This window comes from Cellvibrio sp., from assembly GCF_053579595.1.
This window is the reverse complement of record NZ_JBRFPI010000109.1, coordinates 1-11,901: the sequence shown is the minus strand read 5'-3', so window position 1 is coordinate 11,901 and position 11,901 is coordinate 1. Positions and strand designations below refer to the sequence as shown.

Below are 11,901 nucleotides of genomic sequence, written 5' to 3'. Positions count from 1 at the left end.
CTAAACCGATCCCGTAAATACATGCCAGATGAAAGGTTATAGAGTAACATAGCCCGGAATTTACATCGCCTGTTAGCTGCCCGTCCCGATGAGTTTGGCCGGACACCTTGAGCCTGAGCAATTTATGGAACACACCCCCATCGCCTGTAGCCATCACGACCACAACCATTGCATTAGCGATGCGCTGGAGGCAGCCCGCCAGCTCTGTGTGGGGCGCGGTGTGCGGCTCACCGATTTGCGCCTGCAGGTGCTGGAACTCATCTGGCAAAACCACAAACCGCTCGGCGCCTATACGCTGATGGAGATGCTGGCCAAGGCCAATACCCGCCGCGTGGCGCCGCCGACTGTATATCGCGCGCTGGATTTTCTGTTGGAGCAGGGATTGATTCACCGTATCAACGTACTCAATGCGTTTATCGGATGCCCTTCACCGACCACCAAACACCAGAGCCATTTTTTGATTTGCCACGCATGTGGTATCGCCATCGAACTCGACCAACCGGAACTCAGCCAACAGATTATCGGCGTGGCGCAGGACGCAGGGTTTCAGGTGGAGAGCCAGTCGCTGGAAGTCTCCGGCCTATGCGCCAACTGCGCTGGCATTCCCGGGCAGAGCGAGCATCGACATGAGTGATTATTTGATCAAAGCGCGCGGGCTGGGCGTTACGCGCAATGGCCGCCAGATTTTACAGCGCGCCGATTTAACCCTGAAGGCAGGCAAGATTGTCACCCTGATTGGCCCCAATGGCGCAGGTAAAACCACCCTGGTGCGCGCGGTACTCGGGCTGATCAAAATCGATGAGGGCGCGATCGACAAAGCGCCGGATTTACGCATAGGCTATATGCCGCAAAAGCTTCATATCGAGCCCAGCCTACCCCTGACCGTAGCGCGCTTTCTCGCTCTCGGTGGCAAGGCGCGCGCGGATCTGGGCGAGACGCTGGCGCTGACCGGTATCGATAAACTCATCAATATGCCCATGCAGTCGCTCTCCGGCGGCGAGACCCAGCGGGTGTTGCTGGCGCGCGCTCTCTTGCGCGATCCTCAATTATTGGTGTTGGATGAACCCGTGCAAGGCGTGGATGTGACCGGGCAATCGGCGCTCTATGCGCTGATCAACGAGATCCGCAACCGCCGCCAGTGCGGTGTGCTGCTGGTATCCCACGATTTGCATTTGGTGATGGCGACAACCGATACGGTGATCTGCCTCAACCAGCATGTCTGCTGCGAGGGCCACCCGGAACAGGTGACTAACGACCCTGCCTATCTCGCACTCTTTGGAGAAGCTGTAGGTGCGGCCAACCCGCCGCAAGTGGCGATTTATACCCATCACCACGACCATCAGCACGATGCCCACGGCAATGTTATCCACGCCAAACCCGGCGGCTCTGCCCACATCCACACCAGCGCTTGCAGACACGATCACCATGCCTGATTTTTTATTGCTCGCTCTACTCGCCGGTATCGCGGTAGCACTAGTAGCCGGCCCCCTCGGCGCCTTTGCCGTCTGGCGCCGCATGGCCTATTTCGGCGATACCCTCGCCCACTCAGCCCTGCTCGGCGTGACCTTCGGTTTGCTGCTGGATATCAACCTCAACCTCGCTATCGCCCTCGGGTGCTTACTGCTGGCACTGATTTTGGTGGCATTGCAGAATAATCGTTTTCTCGCCACCGACACCCTACTGGGCATTTTGTCCCACTCAACACTTGCACTTGGATTAATCTGCGTCAGCGTGTTTAGCGAAAATCGCATCGACCTTATGGCCTATTTATTTGGCGATATCCTCTCGGTCAGCCAGAGCGATGTAATCAGTATTTGGGTTATTTCGTTGGCAGTCATTGGCGCGCTCATCTGGCTTTGGCGCCCGCTGCTGGCAATTACCGTGCACGAAGAATTGGCGCAGGTAGAAGGCGTACCCGTGGTACGAGTGCGCACGGCACTAATGCTGCTTATGGCGCTGGTGATTGCGATAGCGATGAAGGTAGTGGGCGTACTGCTAATTACCGCACTATTGATTATCCCCGCTGCAGCCAGCCGCCGCTTGACCCATACGCCGGAGCAGATGGCGCTGGTATCCAGCCTGCTTGGCGTCATCGCCGTACTAGCCGGGCTCGCGGCATCCTATTGGTGGGATAGCCCCGCCGGCCCTGCAATTGTGCTCTCCGCCACCCTGCTGTTCAGCCTGACGCTGCTGAAAAAACAACAGGCCTAAGGCAGTGATCAAGCCTGCCGGGGCTGTCTTTTTGTAAGCCAAATCGCACAAACTTTAGCGAGAATTGCGACTATTATCACACTCGGGATTCACGGATACTGATCAGCATCCCGCCTTGACTCACACGTAAAGTTTGGCGGCAAAATCAGCAAGGACAACGCCTACATGACAATTTTAAATATCGGTAACGAAGCCTTTAACAGCACGGAAGTTGCCGAAAAGGTGCAAAACGACATCAACTTTTTGCTGGCGCGGATTGATCATTTGCGGCAGCAGCCCAACCCCAATCCCGTGGTATTACATACCTACCAGGAGATGCTGGAAAGCCGCCAGGCGGTATTGGAGTGGTTGGTGCACGACCAAGCCCCAATCCTGACAGCGGCACACAACGGCGGCTAGCTGTCACCCAAAGTTCATCAAAATGTTGCGTTTTCGTCACATGCTCACCGCAGACTTGGGTGAAACAGCTACGGAAACGCACTATGACTTCTTCCGCCAATGCCCTTGTTGCGCCCTTGCCTGTTGCTGCCAGCAGCGACCATCTGGATAACCCCAAACCTGCCAGCTACCTGATTAACGCCCGCACTGTGTGGATCTCGGATATTCATCTGGGTTTCCGCGACTGTAAGGCCGATTATTTGCTCGATTTCCTCAACCACATTCATTGCGACACCCTCTATCTGGTGGGCGACATTGTCGACTTGTGGTCGCTCAAGCGCCGCTTTTGTTGGCCGCAAAAACACTATCAGGTGATGTTGAAATTCTACGAATTGGCGGCCAAAGGCGTGCGTGTGGTCTACGTACCCGGCAACCACGACGACCCCATCCGCCACTTTAGCGGCCAGTTGTTCGGGCCGATTGAAATCGCGCGCGAGCACGAGTATGTAACGGCAGATGGCAAACGTCTGCTAATCATGCATGGCGATGCGATGGATGCCTATATCAACCACAGTTGGCTTAAGCGGGTCATTGGCGACCACGGTTACGAGTTGTTGCTGTTTATCAACCGCTGGTCAGACCGCGCCCGCAAGTTGCTGGGGCGCCCCTACTTCTCGCTCGCTGGATTGATCAAAAGCAACATCAAAGGCGCCAAAGCGGCGATTGCCACCTATGAGCGGGAGGCCATTGCCGAGGCCAAGCGGCGCGGCTACGACGGTGTCGTCTGCGGCCATATCCACTACCCGGCACTGCGCGAAGAAGGCGGCTTGCGCTACGCCAACTGCGGCGATTGGATCGAAAACTGCACTGCATTAGTGGAAGATCATCAAGGCTGCATGCGCCTGCTACATCACAGCGATAAGATTCATTGGCAGGAGTTAGAGAGCGCCTGAGATTAATTATAGAGATTCAGGTTTCCAGCGCCTGCATGGTAACAGCGGCGATAAAGCCAGCAGCGGCAATTAACCCTGACAGCTCATGGGTTTCAGCAAAGGCTTCGGGGATCATAGTCTCCACCAGCATCGCAAATACGCCGCCGGCGGCGATGCAAGTTATCAGCGCTTTGATGTGCCCGGGCGCGCTGCCAAAAAACACTGCGCCGATAATCGCAAATACCCCCGACAAGACCGCCATACCACCCCAGAGCCGCAACATAAACCAACCACCATGGCCAGCGCGGCGCATACCGGCAGTACTGGAGAGCGCTTCAGGAATATTAGAGATGAAAATGGCGGCAATAGTGGCGAGGCTAAGTTTGCCACCGCTGGCAACCAGCAAACCTATCGCAATGGATTCGGGCAGACCATCGAGCAAGGTGCCCGCCGCAATCGCCACGCCGGTATTGTTCGCTGCCGGTTGTTGGCTATGGGAGCGTTTGCGATGTTTGACGCCGGATGTATTCAGCCAGTGGTTGATCAGTGAAAAACCCGCCGCACCCAGCATAAAACCGCCCGCAATCCAGCCCATACCCGCTTCGACCAACGCATCACCTACCAAATCAAAACTGAGTGCCGCGAAAAGGACGCCACTGCCGAAAGCCATGATGTAAGCGACAACTTTGGGAGGAAAGTAGATAAACCAGCCCAATGCCGAACCCAGTAAAAGTGCGCTGGCAGCGATAAAACCCCACGCGCCCGCCTCCAGCCAGAGCGGCATAATCAGCTGCCAAACCAGCCGCGCACCAGATCGGGCAACGGCACCGACCGGCCATCAACACTACTCACCCACACCACTTTGGAATAGCCTTCTGCCGCCGGGGTGTCCGGTTGGGATGCGGTGTAGACCTTGTACTTGACCATAAAGCTGGAACGCCCCGGCTCGCTGATAAAGACGTCAATACGCAGGGTCTCGGGGTGGAAAATCGGTCGCAAAAATGTGCAGCCAATAGTGACGACTACTGGGTGGGTATCACTTTTGAGGGGTAGCCCTTTCTCCAGCATCCACATAAAACGCGCTTCCTCAAAGTAGCGGAAGTAGAGCGTATTATTGACGTGGCCATAGGCGTCCATATCACCCCAGCGGACGGGAATATCGCAGGAAAAAAACGGTTGTGTCGATTCATCGTGGCTCATCAATAACTACTCCTTAAGCGGTCTGTTTGGCCATAAAACTCACCTGCATGCTGCCTAAACCAGCATAGTCGATCTGAATATCGGTGTTGAGCGGCACTTCAATCACCCCGGCAAAGGAGCCGGTGATCACCGCCTGTCCTGCGATTATCCCTTCACCCCTGCTGCGCAGGAATTCGGCCAGCCAATAGAGCGGAGCGCGCGGATGGGTATTAGGGTGCTGCCCCTGCCGCTCGATCACTTCGCCATTGGCGCAGGTCATAGTCACGGTAAAGCTGCTGGCGCCACGGGCGCTATCTGAATCTACCTGCGGGCCGATAAACAGACCCTGGTTAACCAGGCCATCGGCGAGCATTTCGGGGAATTCACAGTTAGCTGGGTCGGCGTAGCGGCTGTTGATCAACTCCAATGCCATGTGGGTGCGGGCGATGGCGGCATCGACTTCGGCGGGCGTATAAGGCTCGGCGCGCGCTGGTAAATCCTGCCCAAAAAAGAACGCAAGTTCAGGTTCGATGCGGGCTCGCTCGCCCTCAGCCGTGGTTTTAGTCCAGAGGCTGACCGGTGGTACAGAGTCTATAGTGCGGGTGTAAATCGGGCCGACAACCAACTTGCCTTCCGGTGGCAACAGGCATTTCCAGCCACCGATACTGTCGTCCATTTTTTCGCACCACGCATTAGTAACAGCGGCCTGGATCGCCAGCGCCTGCTCCAGATTTTGTGGGCGGCATTGTTCAGGCAATCGCTCAGACTGACTGCCATGAATACGGCGTTCAACCAAAATAGCGGCCGCCTCGGCAGCGGGGAAATCGTTCATAAACATTACTCAATTAGGTGGGGGATGACCTGCAGCATACCGATCAAAAATCACTTACACCATAAACAAAAAACCCCTCGAAAGGGGTTTTGGCTGCCGCTGTTCTAGCTGCTAGTGGTGCGGCGACAGCTCATGGGCGATATGTTTGAGGTCATCGCTGGACTCAATAATGTTCGCCACGGTGGTATAGGCTTTTTCCGGATCAAGATGCAAATCTTCAAACACCTGCGGAGGAATTGCCAATTTCGGTCCGCGGCCAATATTGTGCTGGTGCAACAAGCGCTGTGCGACAAAGATCAGCTTCGCGTAAGCAGCGTACTCACCTTGGTAATGCGGATTGTTCTGGTGGCGCAGACCCACTACAACTTCCTCCGGCATCGACCACAGCGACATCAACGCTGCCCCTAGTTGCTCGCGGGTAACGCCGAGCAAATGGCGCTCTACAGCTTGATGATCCACATGGGGATTGGTATCCGCCAGCTCGCAGTAGTTGTGGAAATAGGGTGGAAACACCTCTGCGAGAATCAGGTAGCCGAAGTTATGCAGCAGGCCGCACAGGTAGGCCATACCAAAACTGGGGCGGTGGTCGCGCGGAATGGCAGTTACCAAACCTTCAATCGTGGCTGCCATATACACCGCTTGCTGCCAGTAAGGCAGTGCACCGTGAGGGCCTTCTTTGGGGATGGTCATGGCTTTGCCAAGCGACAAGCCCAACGCCAGATTGAGCACCATGTCAAAACCCAGCACCCGAACTATGGCGTCGTGGATGGATTTGATTTTGCCCGGCGCCGAATAGTAAGGCGACGCTGCCCAACTCACCACTTGTGCGGCAAGGCTGGGGTCAGTCTCCACAATTTGGGCGAGATCGCTGATATCGGCATTGGGGTTAACACGCAGCTTGATAATGCGCTGGGCAGTATCCGATAAAGGCGGTAATTCGAGGGTTTCCTCCAAGCGCTGCTTCACCCGCAGTTGGGTGAAATTGCGCACTGCACCGAGGATTTGGTCGGTATCGCTGGTGCTGGTATCGTCGACCTCCAGGGGCTCAAGCGGCACGGCTATATCGCAAATAGTCGCATCATCCATAATTTGCTGAAACTCTTCGCGACTAAAACGAAGCAACTGTTTCTCATCGCCCGAATCAGCCAAGAGCTCACTACGCTCTACCAAGCTGCGGTCGATCAGCGTCAGCAGACCGGCGAGCTTGGGAAGCGCAGGTATGGATTGCAGATTGTGGGATACACAGAATTTATGGACATCTTCCGGTTTGGCGGCATGGAGTTCGCGGCTTAATTGTCGGTTGACCGCCTTGAGATCCAGCAGGCGATCCGCTGCAAAAATCACCTGTACCCGACCTTTGCCGTCCTGCAGGATTACTGACTTAGCTGCGCTCATAGTACGTAAATGCTGGTCATGCCAGAGCGCTCGTTCATTCTCATTTACTGGCACTTCAGACACCTGATAATGCACATTTTGCTTGTTGAGCAATGATTGAACACTGGTAGGGACTGACACGGCCTACTCCTCTTTTTTAATTCCAAGTGGTTGATATGCATAGGTTTAAATGACTCTGGGCCGCTTTAGTCTGACGAGTGTAATCCAGTAAAAGCAATTCTCATATAGTCAAACAACATAATTGGCGGAGCGCATTGTTTCCCGGCAGACGATCTATCCAAGCATAGTCGAGATTTAGGGGTGCACAGGGCAATCTGGTGGAAGATATCAATAACTCGGTCAAAAAATGGAATAGTTCTCATCCACAGGAAGAAACATCCGCCAAATCGTTATAAGTCAATCGTTATACCTGTAAATAGCGTTGGTTTTCGCCCAGCCAGCGCAGCACTAACTGGCCGCACAGCTGCGGATAATCACTCATTAATAAGAGCGCGGCATCTTTGACTTCGGGTAGTAAATGACTGTCGCGCTGCAAATCGGCGATTTTGAATTGCATCTCACCGGTTTGGCGGGTACCCAGCACTTCGCCCGGGCCGCGCAGCAGCAAATCCTGCTCCGCAATATAAAAGCCGTCGCTACTTTCACGCATCACCCGCAACCGCTCTCGGCTGTTGTGCGACAAGGGTGAACCATACAAAAGCACGCAGTGGCTCGCCGCCGAACCGCGCCCTACCCGACCGCGCAACTGATGCAACTGCGCAAGCCCCAGGCGCTCAGGGTTTTCAATAATCATCAGGCTGGCATTAGGCACATCCACCCCCACTTCAATCACAGTGGTCGCCACGAGCAAATCCAATTGATTGGCTTTAAACGCGGCCATCACTGCCTCTTTTTCAGCTGGCTTCAACCGCCCGTGGATCAGGCCGATACGCAGATGCGGCAAGGATTCCGTCAGATTGGCCAAGGTCGCCTCGGCCGCTTGCGCCTCCAGCGCCTCGGACTCTTCGATCAGCGTGCACACCCAGTAGGCCTGCCGCCCCTGCTCGCAGGCCAGACGCACCCGTTCGATCACCTCTTCGCGGCGATTATCGCTGATCACCACCGTGGTAATCGGCGTGCGTCCGGGAGGGAGCTCGTCGATCACCGAACAATCGAGATCGGCGTAGGCGCTCATCGCCAGGGTGCGTGGGATAGGGGTAGCAGTCATTATCAACTGATGAGGGCGAAGCAAGCCGGATCGCCGATTTTCATCGCTATTGGTACCTTTTTCCGATAGCGTAAGGCGCTGATGAACACCAAAGCGGTGCTGCTCATCGATGACAATCAAACCCAGATTTGCAAACTCCACCGCCTCCTGAAATAGTGCGTGAGTGCCAACTACCACCTGCGCTTCACCGCTGGCAATAGCCGCCAGCTGGGTGCGCCGCTCAGCCACTTTTAACTTGCCGGTCAGCCAGCCAAGCTGGATACCGAGCGGCGTCAGCCATTTGCCAAAGTTGAGCCGATGTTGCTCGGCGAGGATTTCGGTCGGCGCCATAATCGCCGCCTGTTTACCGCTGGCAACAGCGGCCAATGCAGCCAGTGCCGCCACTACCGTCTTGCCAGAGCCTACATCGCCCTGCACCAGCCTGAGCATGGGGATAGGCTTGGCTAGATCGGTGGCAATTTCACTGACGACGCGGCTCTGGGCGCGAGTTAGATTGAAGCCCAACTGCGCCAAAAAGCGGGCCTGCAAACTCGCATCCAAATTCAGGCGGGTGGCGCCATCAGCCTGGGTTTCGCGGCGCAACAGCAGCAGGCTCAGATGGTGCGCCAACAATTCTTCAAATGCCAAACGCTGCTGGTAGGGATGCTCGCCATCCATCAACTGCTGGATATTGGCATTGGTCGGTGGCTGATGCAGATAGCGCAAAGCATCGGCAAGCGAGGACTGGTTCAACTGGCGGCGCACCACTTCGGGTAGCAACTCTTTAAGCGCGTGCGTATCGAGCCATGTCAGTGCCTGCAGTGCCAGTGAGCGCAGGCGCGGCTGGGTCAGGCCTTCGGTGGCGGGGTAAATCGGGGTGAGCGACTGCGCCAGCGGCAGGGGCGCCGCGGCGCTCAACTCATCGTATTCGGGATGGTACATCTCCAAGCCCGAGGCGCCGCGGCGGGTCTCTCCAAAAATCCGCAAGCGCGTTCCGTTTACCAGCCGCTGCTTTTGCGCATTGTTAAAATGATAAAAGCGCAATGTGATTGTACCGGTGCCGTCCTGCACTTTGCACACAAGGCTGCGGCGCTTGCCAAACACGATATCGCAGGCGCGCACCTCCGCCTCAATCACCGCATTGACGTTGGGCTGCAGGGCACCTATCGGCGTAATGCGGGTGCGGTCAAGGTAGCGCAAAGGCAGATGCAGAAGGATATCTTGCAGGCTAAAAAGGCCGATCTTCGCCAATTTGGCGGCCAAACTGGCGCCAACACCTTTTAGGGCGCTGGCGGGAATTTGGTCGAGGGTTCTCTCGCTAGCAGATGCCAAAGTAGATATTACTCGCCAGGATCAGTGGCGGCAGGCTTTGATCGCCGCACGCAAGGCATCAATCGCTTTGTGGCGCGGGAAGCTGGCGCGCCAGGCGAGTGCAACTGTACGACTGGGTGACGGTTCAATAAACGGACGGGTGACCAATACTTCTGAGCTGTAGAGCGAGCTCTCGGCGGCCGAGGCGGGCAAAATAGTCAGGCCGAGACCCGAGGCGACCATATGGCGCAGGGTTTCCAGTGAACTACCTTCAGCAGCGGTGCGCACGTTGCTGGCGTTAGCCTCGCCGTGGTGTTGCAGACTCGGGCAGGTGGTGAGCACCTGGTCGCGGAAGCAGTGGCCTTCACCAAGGAGCAACAACTGCTGATCATTCAGGTCATCCGGCTTCAGAGCTTCTTTGGCAGCGAGCGGATGGTCCTTGGGCATCAACACCACAAAGGGTTCTTCATAAAGGGCTTGGGTAACCACGTCCGGCTCGACGAATGGCAGAGCCACAATAATCACATCCAACTCACCGTTACGCAGCTTTTTGCGCAGGTTGTGCGTATAACCCTCCTCCACGTAAAGCGGCATTTTGCTCGCTAATTTTTGCAAATGGGGGATAAACTTGGGTAGCAAATAGGGGCCGATAGTGAAAATCGCGCCGACCGACAGGGGGCTGCTGAGTTGGTCTTTACCGGCATCGGCGAGGTCTTTGATGGCCGCTGTCTGCTCCAGCACCAGATTCGCTTGCGCTACGATTTGCTCCCCGAGCGGTGTGGGCTGCACGCGCGATTTGGTGCGCTCGAACAGCGCTATGCCCAGCTCATCTTCCAGTTTTTTAACCGCAATACTCAGGGTCGGCTGGCTTACGTAGCAGCGATCGGCCGCGCGGCCAAAATGTTGCTCTTGGGCAAGCGTGACTATATAGCGCAATTCGGTCAGGGTCATAATGCAGCTCCGTTACTAAGACTTCTGTGAATAGCCTAAAACTATCAGATTGGCGACTTTTATCAAATGACAATTAACACATCTACACAAGAAAAACTCTTGATCATCGGTTGTGGCGATATCGGCCAACGCCTAGCGCAGCAACTCAGTCCTAATCGCTACCAAGTTACCGGGTTGCGCCGCCATCCACCGGAGGACGTACCTTACCTGCAATATCAAGTGTGCGACGCCACCCACACCGGGGAACTCAACGCCCTACTCGGCCGCGAAGCCTTTGATATTGTTGTGATCAGCATGACACCCGCCGAACGCAGCGATATAGGTTACGAACAGGCTTATGTGCAGACCTGCCGCAATTTGGTAGCTGGATTAAAACACTACCAGCGGCGGCCACGCCTGATCCTATTTGTCTCCAGTACTGCCGTGTATGGGCAAAATGATGGCAGTTGGGTGGATGAGTTATCGCCAACCGAACCCGACAGCTTTAGCGGTAAACGCTTGCTGGAAGCGGAACAGGTTATAAAGCAAAGCGGCTTCGCCCACAGCTGCGTCCGTTTTAGCGGAATTTACGGCCCAGGCCGCAACCGCTTGATCGAGCAGGTAAAACAGCAGCGCGCATCGGCCAGCACGCACTACACCAACCGCATCCACGCCGATGACTGCGCCGGAGTGCTCGCGCATTTGATCGAACTGCAGCATAAACAACATCTTGCACCTGTGTATGTGGCGACAGACTCATCACCCACTCCCATGTTTGAGGTCGTCAGCTGGATCGCCGAACAATTGGGGATTCGGGATTTTTTAGCGTCCGACGCAGTAAATGAGCGCGGTAATAAACGCATTAGCAATCAGCGTTTACTGGCGACGGGTTATTCCTTTCGCTATCCGGATTTCCGCGCGGGTTATGCAGGCCTAATCAACTTACAGGCATAAAAAAACCCGGCACGCTGGCCGGGTTTTTCGTCACACGCGCAGCTATTAATTGCGTGTTTCGGTCTTGGTCACTTTAGTAGATACTTGGCCTACTACGCGACGGTTCTGCTCGCGACCAGCTGCATTCATGTTATCTGCAATCGGCTTGGCTTCGCCGTAACCAATAGCATTAACACGATCTGCACCGATACCATATTTGGTAATCAGGGCGGCTTTTACAGCATCAGCACGACTTTGTGACAACTTTTGGTTGTAGGCATCAGAACCCTGGCTGTCAGTGTGGCCTTCAACGGTCACAACGGTATCAGCGTATTGGTTCATGAAGGTGGCCAAATTGGCTACTTCATTTTCAAACTCGGGTTTGATGATCGACTTGGCGGTATCGAAAGTGATGTTTAATTCAATCGCTACACTTTCGGTCAATTTCAGTGAACACCCCACTGCATCAACTTTATGGGTTTTGGGTGTATCAGGGCATTGATCTTTGGAATCCAATACACCGTCGCCATCGCTATCAACTTCTACCGGAGCAGCCACTACAGGAGCTGGCGTCGCTGCAGGTGCAGATGATTCGCCAAACACAAAACCAATAC

At 55.3% G+C, this 11,901-nt stretch carries 13 protein-coding genes; 6 read left to right on the top strand and 7 right to left on the bottom strand.

Annotation, left to right across the window (positions count from 1 at the left end):
• Positions 1 to 124 precede the first annotated feature (124 nt).
• The 5 genes from ACWA6V_RS08920 (at position 125) to ACWA6V_RS08900 (ending at position 3,542) form a co-directional block, all read left to right on the top strand.
• Positions 125 to 634 (top strand): Fur family transcriptional regulator, encoded by a 510-nt coding sequence (locus ACWA6V_RS08920; RefSeq protein WP_449522152.1) that lies wholly within the window; start codon positions 125 to 127, stop codon positions 632 to 634.
• Positions 627 to 1,433 (top strand): zinc ABC transporter ATP-binding protein ZnuC, encoded by an 807-nt coding sequence (gene znuC, locus ACWA6V_RS08915; RefSeq protein ID WP_449522151.1) that lies wholly within the window; start codon positions 627 to 629, stop codon positions 1,431 to 1,433. Before ACWA6V_RS08920 ends, znuC begins: the two co-directional genes overlap by 8 nt.
• Positions 1,426 to 2,211 carry a zinc ABC transporter permease subunit ZnuB gene (gene znuB, locus ACWA6V_RS08910; protein ID WP_449522150.1) on the top strand — a complete coding sequence of 262 codons (786 nt, stop codon included), beginning with the start codon at positions 1,426 to 1,428 and terminating at the stop codon, positions 2,209 to 2,211. The genes znuC and znuB overlap by 8 nt, the downstream gene beginning before the upstream one ends.
• A gap of 165 nt (positions 2,212 to 2,376) precedes the next feature.
• Positions 2,377 to 2,610 carry a hypothetical protein gene (locus ACWA6V_RS08905; protein ID WP_310068764.1) on the top strand — a complete coding sequence of 78 codons (234 nt, stop codon included), beginning with the start codon at positions 2,377 to 2,379 and terminating at the stop codon, positions 2,608 to 2,610.
• An 83-nt stretch (positions 2,611 to 2,693) separates the two neighbouring features.
• Positions 2,694 to 3,542, top strand: coding sequence for a UDP-2,3-diacylglucosamine diphosphatase (locus tag ACWA6V_RS08900; protein ID WP_449522149.1), 849 nt, complete (start codon positions 2,694 to 2,696; stop codon positions 3,540 to 3,542).
• Positions 3,543 to 3,558: 16 nt separating this feature from the next.
• Here the strand turns inward: ACWA6V_RS08900 and ACWA6V_RS08895 are convergent, their stop codons facing one another.
• The 6 genes from ACWA6V_RS08895 to ACWA6V_RS08870 all read right to left on the bottom strand — a co-directional run bounded on the left by ACWA6V_RS08895 (position 3,559) and on the right by ACWA6V_RS08870 (position 10,375).
• Positions 3,559 to 4,305: a ZIP family metal transporter gene (locus tag ACWA6V_RS08895; protein ID WP_449522148.1), complete on the bottom strand. Its 747-nt coding sequence runs from the start codon at positions 4,303 to 4,305 to the stop codon at positions 3,559 to 3,561.
• A 2-nt stretch (positions 4,306 to 4,307) separates the two neighbouring features.
• Complete coding sequence (locus ACWA6V_RS08890; RefSeq protein WP_449522147.1) at positions 4,308 to 4,721, bottom strand: acyl-CoA thioesterase; 414 nt, start codon at positions 4,719 to 4,721, stop codon at positions 4,308 to 4,310.
• Between the two features lie 13 nt (positions 4,722 to 4,734).
• Positions 4,735 to 5,532 (bottom strand): 2-keto-4-pentenoate hydratase, encoded by a 798-nt coding sequence (locus ACWA6V_RS08885; protein ID WP_449522146.1) that lies wholly within the window; start codon positions 5,530 to 5,532, stop codon positions 4,735 to 4,737.
• 111 nt (positions 5,533 to 5,643) lie between these two features.
• Entirely contained in the window at positions 5,644 to 7,047 is a 1,404-nt protein-coding gene (locus ACWA6V_RS08880) for an HDOD domain-containing protein (RefSeq protein WP_310068778.1), read from the bottom strand.
• Positions 7,048 to 7,330: 283 nt separating this feature from the next.
• Positions 7,331 to 9,454 (bottom strand): ATP-dependent DNA helicase RecG, encoded by a 2,124-nt coding sequence (recG, locus tag ACWA6V_RS08875; RefSeq protein ID WP_449522153.1) that lies wholly within the window; start codon positions 9,452 to 9,454, stop codon positions 7,331 to 7,333.
• A 12-nt stretch (positions 9,455 to 9,466) separates the two neighbouring features.
• Entirely contained in the window at positions 9,467 to 10,375 is a 909-nt protein-coding gene (locus ACWA6V_RS08870; RefSeq protein WP_310068780.1) for a hydrogen peroxide-inducible genes activator, read from the bottom strand.
• 66 nt (positions 10,376 to 10,441) lie between these two features.
• On the opposite strand from ACWA6V_RS08870, the gene ACWA6V_RS08865 reads away from it, so the two are divergent.
• On the top strand, positions 10,442 to 11,308 hold the full coding sequence (locus ACWA6V_RS08865) for an SDR family oxidoreductase (RefSeq protein WP_449522145.1): 867 nt from the start codon (positions 10,442 to 10,444) through the stop codon (positions 11,306 to 11,308).
• A gap of 45 nt (positions 11,309 to 11,353) precedes the next feature.
• On the opposite strand, the gene ACWA6V_RS08860 is transcribed toward ACWA6V_RS08865, so the two are convergent.
• Positions 11,354 to 11,901: OmpA family protein (locus ACWA6V_RS08860; RefSeq protein ID WP_449522144.1), on the bottom strand; the 548-nt coding region annotated here is incomplete at its 5' end.

Coding starts and splice junctions, on each gene's coding strand:
- ACWA6V_RS08920 (WP_449522152.1), top strand. CDS start 125: ATGGAACACACCCCCATCGCCTGTAGCCATCACGACCACAACCATTGC.
- znuC (WP_449522151.1), top strand. CDS start 627: ATGAGTGATTATTTGATCAAAGCGCGCGGGCTGGGCGTTACGCGCAAT.
- znuB (WP_449522150.1), top strand. CDS start 1,426: ATGCCTGATTTTTTATTGCTCGCTCTACTCGCCGGTATCGCGGTAGCA.
- ACWA6V_RS08905 (WP_310068764.1), top strand. CDS start 2,377: ATGACAATTTTAAATATCGGTAACGAAGCCTTTAACAGCACGGAAGTT.
- ACWA6V_RS08900 (WP_449522149.1), top strand. CDS start 2,694: ATGACTTCTTCCGCCAATGCCCTTGTTGCGCCCTTGCCTGTTGCTGCC.
- ACWA6V_RS08895 (WP_449522148.1), bottom strand. CDS start 4,305: ATGCCGCTCTGGCTGGAGGCGGGCGCGTGGGGTTTTATCGCTGCCAGC.
- ACWA6V_RS08890 (WP_449522147.1), bottom strand. CDS start 4,721: ATGAGCCACGATGAATCGACACAACCGTTTTTTTCCTGCGATATTCCC.
- ACWA6V_RS08885 (WP_449522146.1), bottom strand. CDS start 5,532: ATGAACGATTTCCCCGCTGCCGAGGCGGCCGCTATTTTGGTTGAACGC.
- ACWA6V_RS08870 (WP_310068780.1), bottom strand. CDS start 10,375: ATGACCCTGACCGAATTGCGCTATATAGTCACGCTTGCCCAAGAGCAA.
- ACWA6V_RS08865 (WP_449522145.1), top strand. CDS start 10,442: ATGACAATTAACACATCTACACAAGAAAAACTCTTGATCATCGGTTGT.